Consider the following 18,209-nt stretch of genomic DNA (forward strand, 5'->3'; position numbering starts at 1 on the left):
GTAGTGGATAGTATTGTTTCATTAAGTTTCTGATGTTACTAATATTCGTATTTAAAGCTAGTTAGGGTTTTATAGGGTGAAAGATTCTCCCTAGATTAGCTATAATTTGCTATCGTTTACAAATCCAATTAGCTATATTATATCATGAAGTGTCGGGATTTCCTTAAACTTATCGGAGTATTATTGGAATATTTGGAGATTAGATTGGAGTGTGGAGATAAAAACACATTTATTCAAAACATTATAAAATTTGAGCAAAAGAAAAGCACCTAGATTTCTCTAAGTGCTTAGGAATAGGTGGGACGACCACTCCCCACCTCTCAGATACCCTTTTCAGGGTGCGTGTGCGGCCGATATTTTTCTACTTCTATTCCTCAGAATTATTATACAACATCTCATCAAAAAAATCAGTAATCAAGAATATTCCTATCAATTTTAATGTTACTTTGCTAACCCTCTTTTTCATAATTAATAGTAACTAGCGTTTTCGCATCAAGGTGAAGCATTGAATATCATAGATGAGCTAAAACTTCCATGTTGCTCTCCACGTTTCATCTTCTGGTAGTAATAGTTTAGCAGTTTGTAGACTATTACCCAGTAATCATTTTTAGCCATTGTATCGTACCTTTTTTAGGATGTCTTCAGGGGCTAGACCACGTTTTTTGAGTTCCAACTCAATGGCTTCTGCATCTTCTGGAGAAACTCCAATAAACCGTAGACGTGCAATATCTTCAAGAGTCATTTCAGATGGAACAATAGGTTCTGATTTCAAATTCAAATCAGCTATACTATCCAACACTTTTTGTACGTTCTCATTCATCCTTATCACTTCCAATCAAATTGATCTCAATAACTAATCAAATACTGGTTCGTCTTATTAATTATACATTATTTTGTATCCCCTTTAATAATACTATTGCTACTGGTAAAGCGGACTCCATTTTTATTTAGCAAGTAAAGATACAGTCTTATAAAATACACTTTTAACTATGAACAGCTTTTATCTCAGGTATCACTCCACTACGTACATAGTCTCTATGCATACTCAATAGAAGTTTAATAATGATGACATCCATCTCGTCCGAACTGTTTTGGAAAAGTCTTTTTGAATTTTCAACAATAATTCTCCCATTCATTAGCATTTCTATCATATCAACCTCTGGATAACTTCTTTTCTCAATCCATACTTTTTTGCCATTTGGTTTTCTTTTGCGTTTCCTACTAATGGTCGGTTCAGGAAAATACTCCTTTCCTACCATTATAATCCCATCCATATCAACAGATGCTTCTTTATATGAATTGAAATCAACATTTAAATCATAGCCAGAATACGCAAATAGATAAAAATCGCCATCTGAATCTATCAGCTGACAATATCCTCCGTAACCCTTACTCATTGTCCTCCTCCCAAATCTTGTCATATACTCAAAGAAATATTTTACGCAGCCACGACTACTACTCTATCTCCATTTGAAAAACCACTTATAATTGGATTTATAGGGACGTAGTATTCGATTGATATCAAGAAAATAGGGTTCAATCCGATAAGCTTAAGTTTTTTCAAGTACTTTTCTTTTTAGGTCGTCTCATTTCATAATATTTTTCATAAAGATTTCTTGATTTAAGTTCATCGACAAACCTAAGTGCCTCTTCTATTGAAACTAAGTCAAGATTAAAACTCGTTTTCAATAATTCCTCATCAGTTGCCTTGGTAAAATTAACAAATGTATCCTTTATCCCCCATGATTCAAATTCAGCCAGCGCTTCTTTTTAGTTCTTTCAATTTCTGATTAGCTCCTAGTAATATTGAACTTCTGTTTTATCGAGGATGTCGAGTAACAGCACACCTTCCACATCTAAATTAACCAATTCATCAAAAGATGAAACAATATAATCTTTACTACCAATACAAACTAAAATATCTGTAATGGAATTAGGAAAGATACCGCAATTTTGACCTTTATGAATAAAAGAAGCATCCCAAAGGTTATCGTAGAGCTCTTTTAAGTCAGCCATAGTAGTATTATAAGACATCCCTTTCGACTCTCTTTCATTGTCTACCTCATCTCTAATATAGAATTTACCAATAGTTTAATACCGTTTAGAAAGAAAAAATTAGAGTAGGTTACAAAATCAATAAATGAATACTTCAAGGAAGTATGTAATTGTCTAGCTGCTAATTAGTTGGTATACTTATAGATATTCAAGTAATTTTAGGAGAAATAAAATTTATGAATGCAAATATAGATAACTATATTGAAATTTTAAGAATGAGTTCTAAGGACCTTATAAAACAAGATGGTCTACTATTAATTGACTTGTCGTTAAATGTTAAGGATAGTGCAATAGCCCTATCTTTAATTCCATTCTATGCACTTTACTGTAGATCCGCCAAAGAATTTCTAGATATTGATTCAAAAAACAAAGAGATTGAGAAAGAAATAACTGACATACGAAATGGATTAAAAATCTTCACTGGCAAGTTTTCAAAAGGAAGAAAAATGTCCTACCATTCAGATGATCAGCAAAATGAACTGTTTAAAAATGAGTTGCGATTTTCTTTTACTAAAAAACTTAACATTCATTTCAATCTTGGAGTCTATTTTGATAAACAAGGAAAAGTGATTTTTAATACACAACTTGCACACTTCTATCTAAATATTTCAAAAAATAAAGGAAAATCAATTAAAGAACATTCTACTATAGTTGGACAAATATTTGGAGAAGAAATTGGTGGAATACTTGTAAACCATTGTGATACTAAGAATTTAAAAGATAAAATGTTCAATTATAATCCTGTTCCCAAATATGGTTATATTGACTTTAATACTAATAGAAAGCAAGATTTTTTTAACAACCAACTTGATAAGGAGACCAATCTTATATACTTACATATGGTTTCTGCAATAGGATTTGTAAACAATTTATTAGTTCCAATTTTACAAGATAGAAATACATGGTTACTACGAATAATGTATATTACAGCCCATAATACTTTACTTGGAATAAAAAAATCAAGACAAAACCTCAAACAGAACAGCTCCAAAGATTTAACTCTCCCTGATATTGAAGAGTATCTTAAGGAAGACATGAACGTTTTTTCAACTTCTTTTAGAAATTGTATGATGCACTACGATTTGGTAGATAAGGAAGATTATCCTGTAATTTTACAAAGCTTGTACAATCCTGAAAAACCGCTCTATGGGCTTATTGAAAGTTGCTTTGATGGTATGAACTTTAATCAGTACTTCGATAAGCTTTACAAAACTTCGCAAAAGTTAGAGAATTACTTGCTATCTTATTTTACTATAAACTACAGTAAGATATGTTGGAACTGGGATTAAGGTTATGTTTTATCCAAAACCTAGTGAAAAAGTTCTCTCAAAGACAATAGAATTATTCGAAAATGATAAAGAAGAAAGTTATTTAAACGATTAGGAAAGATCGAGGTAAATTTATGAGTATAACATATTACCTAGTGGAAAAAATCATACAATCTAAACATAAAGAGTATTATAAAATTAACAAAAAAATAGTAAAATTAACCATAGCATTTCTAATCACATATGGATGTGGATTTATTTCTTTTTTTAAGATTAGTAATCTCTTTAGGGGAATTTTACTGTTGGTATCAATAACTTCATTGATTTATTTTTTCTATACCCAAAAGAAACTATCCAAAGAAATTCCTCAAAAAAGGAAGACTTCACCCCAAGAATTGATTATTGACATAAAAGAGTCTTTGAGAAAAGAAACATATGTTAAATCAATTAAGGTAATAGAATTGTTACAAGAAGAAATTAGTAAAAACTTAGAAAAAGAAGAACTAGAGCAAAAAAATTTATTTAAACGAATATCAGTGGTATTTTTTTCTATATTCTGGGCGCCCATTGTATTTCTTTCAAAAAACTTTATTGAACAACATCATTACAAACTAGTTTGGGAAGACTATAAATTTATATCAAGCACATTATTAACAATTGCTCTACAACTGATTGGTCTTATTATTGTAGGAAATGCATTTGAGAATACTATATTCAGTACGAAAAAAAAACTTTTATTAACTAACCGATATCTAAATGATGTTAAATATCTTTATACTCAGGAAGAATCTGTAAAATAAAAAAATCACTATTGGACACAACCACACCTCCTTTAGTACAATCAAAAGAAAAACCGTCAAACCTATCATAATGATAAGTTTAACGGTTTTTTATTACTCCCACTCAATAAATTCCATATCATATTTGTTTCTATTTCATTCGTTTAGAAGCTGATATGTTTCTTTTTATAGTAGTTTTAACACCCATTTATAGTAGTTTAGCAAGTTTTTAGTATCAAAACAGTATCAGTAGTGATACTAATAAGATTATTCCAAGTTAATATTTCTCTCGGTCAGATAAACCCTGTAATCAAATTTTAGCCAATCTATTTTGTCACCACGAGTATCATCCATAATATCTCGAACTATCGTTATAGCGAAATGTCCATTAGTATTTAGCCATACAATTCCGTCGCCTCGCTTTGGGGTTCGTGTCCTAGAAGTAAAATCCAGTTCTTTGACATCTGGCAATTCTTCAGGTAGTTCTACTAAATCTTTGATAATTGATATATGACTAATGTTCGATGAATCATTATATGCATGTATACTAGTATCGCTTGCCTTACTCCATTGGGTTGTAAAAGAGAACTCACCCGTACCGAATGTATATTTTTTGTCGTTATTCGAATAGTCAAACTCAACCGTTCCTGTTAACTCTGGATTAATATACATAGATCGATTTATTTTTGTATTAACAATTATCTCGTTCCCGAGGATAGCTTCAAAGGGGTTAGATCCTCCTTGAGATTTTAAAGAATCATCAACATTAAATACATGCTCTAAAAGCTCTCGAATTTTTTCGATTCCATTTTTATCCTGACCATTAAGTATCACATCACTAAAATCAGAATACCATCTCCCACTTAAAAAATTAGGAAGTGTTTTCTCCTGATTATTTTTTATGATAGGAATGATAAAATCTGTTTTGTCACTTACCTTAATAATATCAATTTCTTTTCCTACGCCTGTCATTGGGTCATTCGTCTTCTTTAGGTATTCTCCTGAACATATACACAAAACATATTTGCTTTCATTTAAACCCTGCTTCATATAATTCTCAAGATTACTACCCAAAAAAACTTCGTATTTGTCTATTAAAGCCTCTACACCATTCGCGCATAAAATACTATGCAGTTTACGCACCCAATTATTATGTTCATCACTATCCCAAGAATATGAAATGAAAACCATAGGTTTTGTACTCATGATATAATTTCCCTTCTAAAGTATTTTTGTTTCATTGATATATTATACCTCCTCAAATCTCATAGCCAAGTTCATAAAACTAGAGCTGTTCTTTATTTCACCAGCTGGGATAAATACATATTTCCATGCCTTATAGCCATTCTCTAAGCACCATTTGGTCGCATGAGAGCAGTATTGAATTGCTCGCTCTTTCTTGGCAATGACATCTGCATCCTCAAGCATATTTTCACCTTTGACTTCAACCAGATAAATTGTCTCATCGGTTTCAACTACAAAGTCTGGTTCATATCTCTTGCCACGATTGTAGTAAATCTTAAACTCGTTAGCATTAGGTCTAAGCCAATTAACAACATCGGAATCATTTTCTAATACACGAGCGAATATAAGCTCTGGTCTACTATCAAATTTAGCTTGAGCAAATACTCCTTTGCGAATACCATCAAATAGATTACTTGTTAATGCTCCTTGCGGCTCTTCAAAAAGCTGCCTTATAACCTCATACTGGTATCTTGTTGTTAGGTTAGTCTTTTGAACATCAACTACTTCTTCTTCAATCTCCCCAGAAGAGAAGTAGAAATGGTTTGGAAGAATCATTTGTTTATAAATCTTTCCAACTATATCCCTCTTATTCATCATGATGATATTTTTCATACCATCTTCGCCATAGCGACCTTCATAGTGTTCTTTAACCTGAGAAATTAATTTAAACAAAAGGGAAGAGCACTTCTCGTAATCAATCTCAGATTTTTCTCTCAAATCTTTTAGCAATTCTTTTTCAACATTATAAGACGAGAAATTAATCATTTCTCCCTGAATTAAAGATCGTTCGCTAGTGTTCTCCAAGTTTTGAATCAATAGTTCTTCTCGAACTGGCACATGGGTGAACATACTAAATTCTAGGTCAAAGTCAACAAATTCATAGGTTTCAGCCCCTGTTCCAACCACACTAAGAATTGGTATAGGAATAAATTGACTGACAACATCGGTTCTATATTCTTCAGTTTTTCCTTCAATATACCACTCTAAGGTCTGTCCATTTTCTACAAATAGAAATCCTACCTGTTCGTGTTTCTTAACTTCTTCAAAAACCTTACGAGTTACCTCTTCCTTTGAAGGAGTAACTCTACGATTAGCATTATCAACAAACGCCTTTTCAACCTCTTCACGAACGATTGTATTTATCTTTTTTACTTGCTCTTTGGTTTCTGTTGTTTTTTCTAATCCTAATTGTGCAAATAGATTTTCAGCAAATTCAAATGTCGATTCTGGTTCTTTAATCGTAAGTTCTGTCTCTTTTACTTTCTGTTTAACCAAATCTTCAACCTTTATGACATTACCAGCCTTAAAGATGGAATCTCCCTTTTGTGCTTCTGTAAGGATTTCCTCAAACTTGTCATGAGCAGTAAGCATTACGGAATCAATATTTTTAACACCTGTTCTTTGACCGAATGGAAGCCTTAACCCTCTGCCTACCATCTGTTCACGAAGAATTTTGGAAGCGGCAGTCCTAAGTGGAACAATGGTATAAAGATTATTGACATCCCAGCCTTCTTTGAGCATATCAACATGAATCACAATTTCTATAGGATTGTCTTGTTCTTCTACTTTTTGAAGCAAATCAACTGCCCCATCTTTCTTGGCTTTCGGAAGATTTGAGTGAATGAGAAGAGTCTTATATTGATAATCACCATTGGAGAAAGCTGTGCTCGTCACATAGTTATAAATCTTTGTGGCATGGTCGGTATCTTTACAAACTACCATCATAAATGGCTTTACAACTTTCTCGTTGTTGTCTAGACCATAAATCTCAAGCTCTTGTTTGATTGTTTCATGGCAAAGCAGACCATCAGATAACATTGTATGATCTAATTCATCTTCACCAAAATTCTTGAAATCAATATCTTGCCTTGTAACCGCATAAGGAGTCCTTGTATATCCATCTGAAATAGAAGCAGACAGAGGATATTCGTAAACAGCGTTCTTAAAAGGAACTTGTTTTGCTCCTTTGTTGTAGTAAGGTGTTGCTGTCAACTCTAAGCCAAGTATCGGGTTCAATTCATTGAGGGATAAAGCTCCCCTATCCGCATGATAATGATGAGATTCATCCATGATCATAACTAGGTCATCTAACTGTGCTAGTTGATTGAAAAAGGAATCCCCTAAGTATTCGTTAATTGCTCTCATTTTTGCATTTTCAGAATTGAACTTATCAATATTAAAAACATAGATTTTCACATCAGAATCAAATAAATCAATCTGCTTATCTCTATAATCATCATCAGCAATGATTCTTGGTGGGTTATCAAAACAGCCAATACCATTGAAGACATATTTAGGATTTGCTGGGTTGCCTAAGTCTTGTTTGAGCTTGTCATATACAATTTTACCAGGGGCGACAACAAAGAAATTCTTCACTCCATAATTCGTATATAGATAAGTGATAAAAGTCCCCATCAGCCTTGTTTTACCTACACCAGTAGCCAAGACAAAAGCTAAGGACATGAAGTCCCTCTCAAAATCAATACAGATAGGATAACGCTTCTTAACTTCTTCAAGAGCAACTTCTAAGTTCATATTCTTAGTTGGGTGAACATAGTTGAAAATATCATCTAAAATCTCTAAGGCTCTTCTCTGAGGTTTACGAAGTGACATAACACCGCTAATGTAATCAATGGTGTACTGGTCAAAATTATTCATCACATTCATCCTCCTCGTCATCTTCATAAACAGGAGGATTTACAATATTTAAGTTGTAATCATCTTTCCCAAACTCGCATTTTTCAAGAAGCATTTGAGGAATCTTCTTAATCTTGATATTAGAGAACTGATACTCCGCTTTTTGGTCATAGGACTTACAAGCAATAATCAAGAACTCACCATCTTCCATTGATTCGTGAATTCCAGCCAAGAAGTTCACATCAATATGTCTTGTGGTGACGAATAGGAATGATTTTTCATTTCCTCTAGATTGCTTCCAGAAGTATTCTTCTGATGGATAGAATTCAAAGCCTTCATGAAGTGCAACAGCACTGGCAAGCATTTCAGCACTATAATCTTTATTAATGATTGGCTCACCAAAAGCATCTGTATTAATAAGAGTAGGAGCTAATTCATAAAAACGATAGCCACCCCCACCTTGCCAATCGACAGACTTCGTAATTCCGCTTCTTTCAGCTCCAGCGATTATACTGTCTAATCTTATTTTACTATGGGTATAAGCTTGATTACCCATTTCTACACCTATCCATCTACGGTTCATCTTGTGAGCAACTGCGGCTGTTGTTCCAGAGCCTAAGAAGGAGTCTAGAACAATATCACCTGGTTTTGTTGACATCTCTATGCATCTTCTCAGAAGTTTTTCGGGTTTTTTACCTTTTGGAAATGACACTCCACCTTCTGAAGCCAGACCTTCAACTGAGATATCAAGCCAAATATCGGTAACCAATTTTGCAGGTAACAGTTGTCCATCCAATTCACTTAGTCTTTCACGATAATAAATAACACGTTCCCCACCAATAAACATATAATCCATGTCATCATCAGGATGCCGTACTATTTTATTTTTCAACCCTTTTGAAATTGCTATAGTTTCTTTTCTTTTAAGTAACGCTCCTCCGCTGACTGATGCTGTTCTAAAGACTCTTTCTGCATTTTCTATAGCGTAGTTAGCAACCATTATATCGAAAGAGTCATGCAACTCTTTTTTAGCAGCCTTGCTGGATTCAAATCCATTTTCACGAGCAACTACTGTATTTATATTTTCCCAATACCAGTCACTTTCTTCTGCCTCAGTATTAAAGAACACCCATTTATATTGTGTATCATATTCACGTTCAATTAATAATGATGCTTTATCTATTTCAAATTCACTTCTGTTTTTGGCATAAAACAGAATATGGTTAGCTTGTTTAAAAATCATATCTGAAGTACTTTTGAAACCAAATGATTCATTTGTAGAAACGATTATTTCATTCAAATAGTTGGATCTTCCAAAAATTTCATCCATCAGAACTTTACAGTATGCAGCTTCAGAATCATCTAAGTTAACAAAAATTACCCCTTCATTTGATAATAACTTATGCAGTAATTTGAACCTAGTGTGCATAAGATTAAGCCAAATACTATGTTCCAAGTTGTCATCATAATGCTCAAATGCTTTTCCTGTATTAAAAGGCGGATCGATATAAATACATTTCACCTGACCTGCATATTTCTTTTCTAGGGCTTTTAATGCAAGCAGATTATCGCCATGAATCAAGATATTTTCGGTGTTTTCGTCATGCTCTGTATTTGAAAGCTCTTTATTTTCTATTAATAGTCTTGGTTCAACTGAGATTTTATCTTCTTTCCCATACCAAGTTAATTCCAACTTATTCGCCATTCCATCGCCACCTTATTTTTTCTTTTTTCGTTTTGTATTATCTGGAGTACTTTCTAGTTTCGCCATTATTCCTTTTACGTCGTGACCTTTTTCAGCCATTGATTCTAGAAAAGCCTGTTTGTCATCTTGCCTTTGTGCTCGGTCGATATATTTCTTGTAAGAGGTACTTGCCCCATTTTGACGATTGAATTTATAGTTTTCGTCCATGCTATCCGGCCAGTTAGCTTTCCAGTCCTCATATTCTTCCCAAGTGATTTCCTCATCCATGAAGCGATTTTGCATCTGCCTCCAAGCATTCAGAGCTTGATCCATTTTTAGTATGTTATGTCCTAAGAAAGCAACTGTATGAATCTCTGTATCAGCCATCCTAGATTTGCCGATTGCCATTGGGATTGAATCCTCAAGCTTAAACAGAAGTCTTACCACCTCGTTAAAATCATAGGGATATGCTGGATCTTTGAAATATTCAGGCTTTACATCTAAAGCTTCAGCAATGTTATACAGTGTATCGTCTTTGGGATTTCTCATATCTAACTCATATTGTCGGATACGGACATCACTTAAGTTCACTTTGTCCCCTAATATCTTTTGAGTTAACCCACGTAACTCTCTAAATTTTTTAAATAAATATCCTGAAGCCATAAGACATCCTCCTTATACGAAACATATTTGCTACTTCTATTCTAACCGCTAGGTCATCAAAAAACAATAAAAATCTACAAAAAAACAAAAAGAAAATAAAAAAGCCTTGACAGAAACAAATTTGCTACATATAATCATGATTAAGCAGAAACAAAAATGTTCCGCTCAAGAAAGGAGGAAAGCACAATGGAGAAATTATTCCTAACTTCTAGAGAAGTAGCCGATATACTAAACGTTTCGCAGCAAAAAGCTTATCAGATCATTCGTGAACTGAATGAAAAACTTGCTGAGCAAGGCTTTCTAACTCTTAGAGGGCGTATCAACAAACAGTATTTCATGGAACAAATTTACAAGGCAAAGGGGGAAAAATAAATGCCAGCCTACAAAGATGAAAAAGCAGGGACTTGGTATGCCTCGTTCTACTATAAGGACTGGGACAACCAAAGCCATAAGAAAATGAAAAGAGGATTTCCAACCAAGAAAGAAGCCACCACATTTGAGAGAAACTTCACCATCAAGATGTCTGGTTCTCTCAACATGACCTTCGAAAATTTCTATGAGCTCTACAAAGATGATGTCAAAGAGACGGTTCGGCTAAATACATGGATGAGTAAAGAGCATATGATTAGAACAAAAGTTTTACCCTTCTTCGGAGAACTTAAAATGAATGAGATTAAGCCTGTAACTGTAAAGAAATGGCACAATGTTCTGATGACGATGGAAAATGCTGAAGGGAACACCTATAAGCCAACCTATCTAAAAAGCATTCATGCCCAGCTCAGTGCAATTTTTAATCACGCCGTTACCTTCTATGGCTTAAGGCAAAATCCATGTAAAGTTACTGGTCGTATCGGAAAAAGAAAAAGTGATGATGAAGTTGAGTTTTGGACGAAAGAAGAATATTTGAAGTTTTCAGAAGCCATTAAAGACAAGGATGTTTCATTCTATGCCTTTGAGATTTTGTACTGGACTGGGATTCGACTTGGCGAATTAAGAGCTTTGACAAAACCTGATTTTGATTTTGAAAAAAAGACGATGAGAATCAGTAAATCAACCCAAACCATCCAAGGAAAAGAAGTCGTGACCGACCCCAAGACAGCCAAAAGCAAGAGAACAATAACATTGCCAGATTTTTTAGTTGATGAGCTAAAAGACTACTTCCTAAAAATTGAATACTTTGAAGATGAAGTTCCTATCTTCCCAAAATGCAAGAGCTATTTTAACAAAGAAATGGATCGTGGAATTAAGATTGCTGGCGTTAAAAGAATCAAGCTTCATGCCCTTCGTCATAGCCATATATCACTACTAATTGAAATGGGATTCACCCCAGTAGATATTGCAGCTAGAACTGGTCATGAAAGTCTCAAGGTACTCATGGACTATGGTCATATGTTCCCCAATAAGCAAGTCGATATGGCAAACAGACTAAATAAGGAGACTGGCAATGAAAGCTCCTAAATTCCCAAGCTACAAAGAAGTAGTTGAAAAGAAAAAAACACAGGCAGAAAGGCTTACAAAAGCCCAGTGGAAAGCTTTAGAAGAAAATAAAATTGAGATTCGTAAAGAGCAACACAAAGAATCTGATAAAAACAGAATTCTCTCCACTACCATTGCCTTTAGAGTTTCTGAGGAAGATAGAGAGAAGATATTTGCAAAGATTGCTCTATCAGGACTTTCAAGGCAAGAGTATATGACAAAAGCGATTCTTTCAGCACCAATTGAAGTGATAGCAACTCAAAATATTATTGATAGATGTCAAAGTGGAATCCTATCCATTTATGAAGAGCTCAGTCGATTGAGCAGTTACAAGGATTTATCAGAAGAAAAGCAAAGTGAGTTAGAAACCATACTAGAGATTATAAAAGCAGCAATAAAAAACGCCCCCAGCACCTAAGCAGAGGGCAAGATGGAAGTACACTTGGTAAACCATCCCTAAGCAAGATTAGTTTACCAGCTTGTACCTCCGTTAGCAATAAAAACAGGAGGAACAGATGAAAGAAAAACTAATAAATCAATATCAAAAATACATTCCAAAAGAATTAAAAGACAGCCCCCAGTGGGTTATCTTTAAAAAAATACCACGCACAAACCGATATGGTGAAACAAAAATCGCTAAAATTCCAATGAGTGCATTAACTCTTTCTGCCAGTGATTGGAATAGCAAAAAGATGTGGACAAGCTTTGAAGTTGCACTCTATGTGCTAGTCAATTCTAAAGCTGATGGTCTAGCCTTCGTGCTATCAAGTGATGATCCATTTGTCTGTATTGACCTGGACCAATGTCTTGAAAATGATTCACTAAATCTACCATCAAAAGCAATTATAGAAACCTTTACAGGCAGTTATATGGAGCTTTCCCAATCAAAGAAAGGTGTTCATATCTTTTGCAAAGGGCGAGTGCCAGGCAACCTTAATAGCCAATTAAATGGGGTTGAAATTTATCAGGAGAACCATTGCATTGCCATGACTGGTGATGTCGATTCTAGGCACTTAAAAACCTCTACAACGCTCCTAGATTATGACAAGGAACTGAATCAACTCTACCACGATTATGCCCCTAGAATAGAAACTAGAACGTTATCAAAAGCACCAACTAGCACAGAAGAACTACCCGATGTCAGAACCATCATTGATACCATGTGCCGATTCAACCAACGAGCAAGAGAGCTCTTTTATGGTTCTAATTTAAGTGGTGATTGGAGCAAGGATGACTTTGCTCTACTTCTGCTACTTCGAAGCTTTACCCATGGCAATAGTCAGCTCATGGAGTCCATCTTCTTAGAATCTGCCCTTAGTAGACTGGGCGAAGGAAGCAAAAGAAGTAATAAGGAGTCCTACCTTAAATACCTAAGAGGTAGTATTCAAAAAGCAAATCAAATTGGACATCAAAATTTCTGGGATTACCAGTTTATGAAGTCACCACGAAGGGAGCTGAGCCGATGAAATCCTATACCATTGAAACAGCCTTTGACGTTGGTGATAAGTTCATTGTTGATAATCTGATTGCTAGAAAAAGCATTACCTTAATCGTTGCTTCACCCAAAAAAGGTAAAACAGCTCTAGGACTAAATCTTGGTCTTTGCATTCATGAAGGAGTCAACTTTCTAGAGCAAACAGTCAAAAAAACCAAGGTAGTCTATTACTGCAATGAACTATCTGGCAGTCTCATTCAAGAGCGAATTAAGAGGCTGGATATTCCTTGTTCAGCTGATATGAAGTTTTATGAGGGAACCAGTTATATTGACTTTAAAACCTTTGAATCCATCATCAAAAATGATACACAGGAGGGTTATGAAGTCTTTGTCGTTGATACCTTCTCCAAAATCAAATATGACCGAAAGTATAATGCCAACGATTACAGTGATACCTATGAAATCATGGCAAAGTACTACGAACTAATTGAAAAATATGGCTGCACTTTTATCATGATGTACCACACCAAGAAGGATTCCAGTGTGAAGAGTGTCAGTGAGAAAGTGATTGGCTCTCAAGCTCTATCTGGTTCAGTTGATACCATCATTGCCATTGATAAGCCATCGGAATTTGATACTGAATTTAAGCTGGATGTCACAAGCCGCTTGTTTGAATCCAAAGCCTATCAAGTCAAAATTAATCCGCAAAGAAAGATCCTTGAACTGGATCAAATCGACCCAATTGAGTCCCTTGAACCATCTATTCAAAGACTAGTGCAGGCGATGCCTAAAATTCATGAGTTTGAAGGAACCATTGTCGATATCTGTTCTAAGATTAAACTCGACATTGAAAGTCCTCAGCAGTTTGGCAAAACGATTCAGAGAAATAAAGATGTGCTAAGTAAGAATGGCATCACAGTAACTTCTAAACGCAGCAAAAACAACAACATCTATTCCATTAAGTATCTGCCAGAGGATGTAGTGTACTAATTACCGTGAAGACCGTTCAATGTTTCCCTATACCCCGAATGTCGCACGCTCTGCACGGTATGAACGGTAAATCATGAGGGAGTCCTATTTATGGGCTCCTTTGTGCTAGTCCTATTTGAAAATAAGGAAATCAATTTCAGATACTTTTAGTTGATAGCAAGCATATACTTTTTGACCACAGTCTCAAAAGTAGGCTTGAAATTTGTACCAAATTTATTAATCAGGGACACCCTGAAACCCAAAAACAAAAACCTAGGAGGAAAAATATATGACCAATGAAATTAAGAGAACCAATAATCATACCGTTCATTTCATGGTAAACGAAGAAGAAATGGAAGAACTAAACAGACGCTTCAATCGTTCTGGTTATAAAACCAAAAGAGAGTTTTATCTGGATTCCATTTTGAAAAATCGAATCATCAGCATTGATGTAAGTGGTGAGTTTGCAAAAGAGCTCCGAGAACTTCAATCGCTCGTAAGTCATAATGCTACTAACATCAATCAGATTGCAAAATATACCAACACGGCTGGCTCTATTGAGAAAATAATGCTTGAAAATATTCAAGAAGTTCTCCAAAAAGAAATCCAAATGCTCTTTGAATTTAGGTCTATGGTATCGAATAATCTAATCAGTGAGATTGTCGGATAATGGCTGTTACATCAATCCACCCCATCAAAACAACACTCAAGAAGGCAATCGATTATATCTGTAATGCCGATAAGACTGCCGATGAAATCTATGTCTCTACCCACCTATGCAGCCGTGAGTTTGCCGACAAAGAATTTGAGCTAACTAAGAAACAATTTAACTCCAGAACGAAGACACTGGCTCATCATTTAATTCAATCCTTTGTGCCAGATGAAGTTAGTTTTGAAGAAGCTCATCAAGTAGGATTAGAGCTTTGTGAATCGGTTTTAGGTGGTAAGTACGAGTATGTACTTGCCACCCATATCGACAAAAACCATATCCACAATCATATCATTTTTAATTCTGTTGATGTTGATGAGGGAAAAGTCTACCACTCCTACTACGGCTCTTATATGAACATTAGAAATCAAAGTGACAGACTTTGTAAGGAGCATAATCTCTCTGTGCTAGATTCAGAAGTACAGGCTGATATCGAAGAAATTACTAAGAGAAAATTCACCAATTGGTATGACTGGAACACCGATAAGCAAGGCTCAAATTTTAAGAGCAAGCTACAAAAAGATATTGATAAGACTATCGAGAAGTCAAAAGACTGGGATGGTTTTATCGAAGGCATGAAGAAGCTTGGCTATGAAATAAAGCCTGGCAAATACATCTCTTTCAAGCATAAGGATAAACAAAGATTCACTCGTGCCAAAACACTTGGTGATGATTATACAGAAGCCGAACTACGAAAACGCATAGAAACACCACTAGCACAAAGAACAAAGGAATTAGATTCCATTGTTGATACCAGGGACAATGAAAAAATTCAAAATAGCCCTGCCTACAAGCACTGGGCAAGCAAACATAATCTTCAAACTGCTTCATCTTCTGTCCTTCAAATGCGAGAATTTGGCTTTAATAGTCGGGAAGAATTAGGGCGAGCGATTCATAAACTTTCCTTTAATAGGAACGAAATTAAGCAGAACTTTGACCGCCTGAGCCAAGAACAAAACGACATCAAGGAAATCATCAAGCATATCCAGGTCTGTATGGAAAAGAAATCCCATTATGACGGTTACAAGAAAAACCCAACCGACAAAATCTTCTATATGATGAACAAGAGTGGTATTGAAGCTTATGAAAAATCGGAGGAACAAGTTGATTTCTTTATCAAGAAATATCCGCACCTCAAAGTGCTTGTCAAAAATGGCATGAAAGACAAATCGGTCTTCAAAAAGCTCAACAAGCAGCTCGATAAACTGCAAACTCAGTGTGAGCAGATAGCGAATGAGCATAATGAACTAGGCAAAGAATTCAAGCAGTTAAAACAGATTGAAAAGAACTATGATGATTATATGAATCAAGGAAAATCGGAAGCAACCAGTATTCTAAAAGAGATTCAGAAACACAAAGAAGCCGATCAGGAGCAAAAGAAATCCAAAGATAAAAAACTAGCACAAGAGGAACGATGATTTCAGCTAAAAAAAGAGATAACTCCAAGTTTCGATTATGAATATTAGTGGTTTATTAACCTGCATCAAATGCATCATTTAGCAACAAAGTAAAAGCCTCTTGTACATAGTATCGCGCAATCTTTACAACTCCAGACAGCTCCATTTGTTGGTCTGAAATATTGTTAATCCATTGTTCTTTCTCATCTTCGCATTTAAACTTTGGAATAGTAACTTGTTTAGACTTTATGAATTTAGTCAATGAAATATTAAGATAACTGATGGCTTCGCATAACTCATGAAAATAAGTAGATGTAAAAAAAATATTTAAAGCTGTCATCATATCATCGTCTTCATATTTCCCAAAAGGATGCATAATAGATACTAGTGCCTCAATTGCATTTTGATTTAAACCTATTACTGAACACACTTGTTCCAATGTAAATGTTTCGTTATCTATTTCACCAGTGAGATAACCAATATCCACCTTTAAGTAATCTGCGATATAAACCATATTATCAAATTCTGGGAAGCCCTTTATACCATTTCTGGCATCACCTAGATTAACCCATCTGCTTATAGTTTTTTGTGTGAACTGAGTACCATATCTTTCATTTAAATTATGTGCAAATGACTTTTGTGTATATCCGGCATCTTGAATGCATTTTTTTAACCGTTCATTCCAGCAACGTTGCTTCTGTTCAATTATGTTGTACACGGGATATTATTCCTCCTTTTCATTATATAATACCCCATTTATATTACTTGTACAACCTATAATAGCAAAGTATAATAAAGATGAACCAAAAATCGTATTAGATAGTCAACGGCTAAACCACTAAGAAGAAATTAAAATGGAGGGTAACAAATGGAATGTAATCAGAATAGGGATCACTACATTGGAAAACTAGGAATCGTGCATAGAATGGAGAAGGAACAAAGTGCTTTTATTTCATGGATTAAAGCACACAAAAAAGAACTTATTTTCTCAGGAATAACCATTACAACATTAATAGTCTTCATCTTGGGGATGAAAAATATGGATTCCATAAAGGAACTATGGGCTGCTCTGCAAGAGTCTATGTCAAAAAAATCTATAGACAAGTCTATTATGAAAATAGCCGAAAGCCCTGTTTCACTTAGTGAATCTCTAAGTACCACCAGCATAAATTTGCCTCCAATACACAACAAACAAAATACTATATTTGACGTATCAGGTCATCCGCGTAATCTCCCTATGGCTAGAAATGCTTCTCCAGAAAAGATTGCTATGGCAACAGAACTAGGTATCAATCTTTTACCTCAACAGACATGGGTTAATACCTATACAAAAGGTCTTAGTGCAGCATAAAAATTCAATATGCTTATTGAAGGCAATTATAAATTTAAAATAACTAGAAAGGATGTTTACAATATGGGAAAAAGCAAAGAAGAAAAAAGTTTACTTGCTAAGTTAGCAAGTGGTGCTTTAGACGGTATGGTTGGTGATGATTTGACTACATCTGGAGGATCAAGTGTATGGACATCAATAAAGAATGGTATACCCACTCGCTATAAGCAAGGACCTGGAGGAAAGTTCTTCAATGGCAAAGAAAATGAACGGTACGAAGGCAAGTTACATACATTAGAAGAGTGGAGTACAGATGATGAAAAATTAGCATTCCTTAAAAAATTTGGATGGTTGACAAAAGATGATGATGTAAAAAAATATAGTGCCAAATTTAAACCAAAGAAGTAAAATTAGCTCTGCATCCCTAGCAAAAAGCACATAGACCAGAAGCCATCACTTCAAAATCTATGTGCTATTTCTTTGCCCTATTTAAAAAATCAATACAAATTCAACAACTCCCTTTTTAGGTCGTTTTTTCGAATTTTAGTATCATTGCGACTTC

General features: G+C 34.8%; 19 protein-coding genes. 11 read left to right on the plus strand and 8 right to left on the minus strand.

Annotation, left to right across the window (positions count from 1 at the left end):
- Positions 1–607 precede the first annotated feature (607 nt).
- The 3 genes from NPA36_RS02430 to NPA36_RS02440 form a co-directional block, all read right to left on the minus strand.
- Positions 608–820, minus strand: coding sequence for a hypothetical protein (locus tag NPA36_RS02430; protein ID WP_256944515.1), 213 nt, complete (start codon positions 818–820; stop codon positions 608–610).
- A gap of 163 nt (positions 821–983) precedes the next feature.
- Positions 984–1,397, minus strand: a complete 414-nt coding sequence (locus tag NPA36_RS02435) for a hypothetical protein (RefSeq protein WP_256944516.1) — start codon at positions 1,395–1,397, stop codon at positions 984–986.
- Positions 1,398–1,797: 400 nt separating this feature from the next.
- Complete coding sequence (locus NPA36_RS02440; protein ID WP_256944517.1) at positions 1,798–2,034, minus strand: 16S rRNA processing protein RimM; 237 nt, start codon at positions 2,032–2,034, stop codon at positions 1,798–1,800.
- Positions 2,035–2,231: 197 nt separating this feature from the next.
- Here NPA36_RS02440 and NPA36_RS02445 point away from each other — a divergent pair, with 197 nt between their 5' ends.
- On the plus strand, positions 2,232–3,344 hold the full coding sequence (locus NPA36_RS02445) for a hypothetical protein (protein ID WP_256944518.1): 1,113 nt from the start codon (positions 2,232–2,234) through the stop codon (positions 3,342–3,344).
- A gap of 113 nt (positions 3,345–3,457) precedes the next feature.
- On the plus strand, positions 3,458–4,123 hold the full coding sequence (locus NPA36_RS02450; RefSeq protein WP_256944519.1) for a hypothetical protein: 666 nt from the start codon (positions 3,458–3,460) through the stop codon (positions 4,121–4,123).
- Between the two features lie 246 nt (positions 4,124–4,369).
- On the opposite strand, the gene NPA36_RS02455 is transcribed toward NPA36_RS02450, so the two are convergent.
- From NPA36_RS02455 to NPA36_RS02470, 4 genes are read right to left on the minus strand one after another with little or no spacing between them, the layout of a single operon-like run.
- Positions 4,370–5,308, minus strand: coding sequence for a toll/interleukin-1 receptor domain-containing protein (locus tag NPA36_RS02455; RefSeq protein WP_256944520.1), 939 nt, complete (start codon positions 5,306–5,308; stop codon positions 4,370–4,372).
- Between the two features lie 42 nt (positions 5,309–5,350).
- Positions 5,351–8,005, minus strand: coding sequence for a DEAD/DEAH box helicase (locus NPA36_RS02460; RefSeq protein ID WP_256944803.1), 2,655 nt, complete (start codon positions 8,003–8,005; stop codon positions 5,351–5,353).
- The gene (locus NPA36_RS02465) at positions 7,998–9,689 is read right to left on the minus strand and encodes a site-specific DNA-methyltransferase (protein ID WP_256944521.1); all 1,692 of its coding nucleotides are present in this window, start codon (positions 9,687–9,689) and stop codon (positions 7,998–8,000) included. The genes NPA36_RS02460 and NPA36_RS02465 overlap by 8 nt, the downstream gene beginning before the upstream one ends.
- 12 nt (positions 9,690–9,701) lie before the next feature.
- On the minus strand, positions 9,702–10,331 hold the full coding sequence (locus NPA36_RS02470) for a helix-turn-helix domain-containing protein (RefSeq protein ID WP_256944522.1): 630 nt from the start codon (positions 10,329–10,331) through the stop codon (positions 9,702–9,704).
- A gap of 186 nt (positions 10,332–10,517) precedes the next feature.
- Between NPA36_RS02470 and NPA36_RS02475 the strand changes: the two genes are divergently transcribed.
- The 7 genes from NPA36_RS02475 to NPA36_RS02505 all read left to right on the plus strand — a co-directional run bounded on the left by NPA36_RS02475 (position 10,518) and on the right by NPA36_RS02505 (position 16,338).
- Positions 10,518–10,703 carry a DNA-binding protein gene (locus tag NPA36_RS02475; RefSeq protein ID WP_256944523.1) on the plus strand — a complete coding sequence of 62 codons (186 nt, stop codon included), beginning with the start codon at positions 10,518–10,520 and terminating at the stop codon, positions 10,701–10,703.
- Positions 10,704–11,789 (plus strand): site-specific integrase, encoded by a 1,086-nt coding sequence (locus NPA36_RS02480; protein WP_256944524.1) that lies wholly within the window; start codon positions 10,704–10,706, stop codon positions 11,787–11,789.
- The gene (locus tag NPA36_RS02485) at positions 11,776–12,225 is read left to right on the plus strand and encodes a plasmid mobilization protein (protein ID WP_256944525.1); all 450 of its coding nucleotides are present in this window, start codon (positions 11,776–11,778) and stop codon (positions 12,223–12,225) included. The genes NPA36_RS02480 and NPA36_RS02485 overlap by 14 nt, the downstream gene beginning before the upstream one ends.
- A 97-nt stretch (positions 12,226–12,322) precedes the next feature.
- Positions 12,323–13,273: a DNA primase gene (locus NPA36_RS02490; protein ID WP_256944526.1), complete on the plus strand. Its 951-nt coding sequence runs from the start codon at positions 12,323–12,325 to the stop codon at positions 13,271–13,273.
- The gene (locus tag NPA36_RS02495) at positions 13,270–14,232 is read left to right on the plus strand and encodes an AAA family ATPase (RefSeq protein ID WP_256944527.1); all 963 of its coding nucleotides are present in this window, start codon (positions 13,270–13,272) and stop codon (positions 14,230–14,232) included. The genes NPA36_RS02490 and NPA36_RS02495 overlap by 4 nt, the downstream gene beginning before the upstream one ends.
- A gap of 268 nt (positions 14,233–14,500) precedes the next feature.
- Positions 14,501–14,881, plus strand: coding sequence for a mobilization protein (locus NPA36_RS02500; protein WP_256944528.1), 381 nt, complete (start codon positions 14,501–14,503; stop codon positions 14,879–14,881).
- Positions 14,881–16,338: a relaxase/mobilization nuclease domain-containing protein gene (locus tag NPA36_RS02505; RefSeq protein WP_256944529.1), complete on the plus strand. Its 1,458-nt coding sequence runs from the start codon at positions 14,881–14,883 to the stop codon at positions 16,336–16,338. Before NPA36_RS02500 ends, NPA36_RS02505 begins: the two co-directional genes overlap by 1 nt.
- A gap of 55 nt (positions 16,339–16,393) precedes the next feature.
- On the opposite strand, the gene NPA36_RS02510 is transcribed toward NPA36_RS02505, so the two are convergent.
- Positions 16,394–17,035: a helix-turn-helix domain-containing protein gene (locus NPA36_RS02510; protein ID WP_256944530.1), complete on the minus strand. Its 642-nt coding sequence runs from the start codon at positions 17,033–17,035 to the stop codon at positions 16,394–16,396.
- A 207-nt stretch (positions 17,036–17,242) separates the two neighbouring features.
- Between NPA36_RS02510 and NPA36_RS02515 the strand changes: the two genes are divergently transcribed.
- Both NPA36_RS02515 and NPA36_RS02520 read left to right on the plus strand, forming a co-directional pair.
- Complete coding sequence (locus NPA36_RS02515; protein ID WP_256944531.1) at positions 17,243–17,668, plus strand: hypothetical protein; 426 nt, start codon at positions 17,243–17,245, stop codon at positions 17,666–17,668.
- A 63-nt stretch (positions 17,669–17,731) separates the two neighbouring features.
- Entirely contained in the window at positions 17,732–18,055 is a 324-nt protein-coding gene (locus NPA36_RS02520; RefSeq protein WP_256944532.1) for a hypothetical protein, read from the plus strand.
- Positions 18,056–18,209 lie beyond the last annotated feature (154 nt).

The organism is Granulicatella seriolae, assembly GCF_024543085.1.
Lineage (GTDB): Bacteria > Bacillota > Bacilli > Lactobacillales > Aerococcaceae > Granulicatella > Granulicatella seriolae.

Excerpts from the sequence above, each read along its gene's own strand:
- NPA36_RS02445 (WP_256944518.1), top strand. The coding sequence starts at position 2,232 with ATGAATGCAAATATAGATAACTATATTGAAATTTTAAGAATGAGTTCT.
- NPA36_RS02505 (WP_256944529.1), top strand. The coding sequence starts at position 14,881 with ATGGCTGTTACATCAATCCACCCCATCAAAACAACACTCAAGAAGGCA.
- NPA36_RS02470 (WP_256944522.1), bottom strand. The coding sequence starts at position 10,331 with ATGGCTTCAGGATATTTATTTAAAAAATTTAGAGAGTTACGTGGGTTA.
- NPA36_RS02460 (WP_256944803.1), bottom strand. The coding sequence starts at position 8,005 with ATGAATAATTTTGACCAGTACACCATTGATTACATTAGCGGTGTTATG.
- NPA36_RS02495 (WP_256944527.1), top strand. The coding sequence starts at position 13,270 with ATGAAATCCTATACCATTGAAACAGCCTTTGACGTTGGTGATAAGTTC.
- NPA36_RS02490 (WP_256944526.1), top strand. The coding sequence starts at position 12,323 with ATGAAAGAAAAACTAATAAATCAATATCAAAAATACATTCCAAAAGAA.
- NPA36_RS02520 (WP_256944532.1), top strand. The coding sequence starts at position 17,732 with ATGGGAAAAAGCAAAGAAGAAAAAAGTTTACTTGCTAAGTTAGCAAGT.
- NPA36_RS02480 (WP_256944524.1), top strand. The coding sequence starts at position 10,704 with ATGCCAGCCTACAAAGATGAAAAAGCAGGGACTTGGTATGCCTCGTTC.
- NPA36_RS02475 (WP_256944523.1), top strand. The coding sequence starts at position 10,518 with ATGGAGAAATTATTCCTAACTTCTAGAGAAGTAGCCGATATACTAAAC.
- NPA36_RS02435 (WP_256944516.1), bottom strand. The coding sequence starts at position 1,397 with ATGAGTAAGGGTTACGGAGGATATTGTCAGCTGATAGATTCAGATGGC.
- NPA36_RS02500 (WP_256944528.1), top strand. The coding sequence starts at position 14,501 with ATGACCAATGAAATTAAGAGAACCAATAATCATACCGTTCATTTCATG.
- NPA36_RS02430 (WP_256944515.1), bottom strand. The coding sequence starts at position 820 with ATGAATGAGAACGTACAAAAAGTGTTGGATAGTATAGCTGATTTGAAT.
- NPA36_RS02440 (WP_256944517.1), bottom strand. The coding sequence starts at position 2,034 with ATGTCTTATAATACTACTATGGCTGACTTAAAAGAGCTCTACGATAAC.
- NPA36_RS02450 (WP_256944519.1), top strand. The coding sequence starts at position 3,458 with ATGAGTATAACATATTACCTAGTGGAAAAAATCATACAATCTAAACAT.
- NPA36_RS02515 (WP_256944531.1), top strand. The coding sequence starts at position 17,243 with ATGGAGAAGGAACAAAGTGCTTTTATTTCATGGATTAAAGCACACAAA.
- NPA36_RS02485 (WP_256944525.1), top strand. The coding sequence starts at position 11,776 with ATGAAAGCTCCTAAATTCCCAAGCTACAAAGAAGTAGTTGAAAAGAAA.
- NPA36_RS02455 (WP_256944520.1), bottom strand. The coding sequence starts at position 5,308 with ATGAGTACAAAACCTATGGTTTTCATTTCATATTCTTGGGATAGTGAT.
- NPA36_RS02465 (WP_256944521.1), bottom strand. The coding sequence starts at position 9,689 with ATGGCGAATAAGTTGGAATTAACTTGGTATGGGAAAGAAGATAAAATC.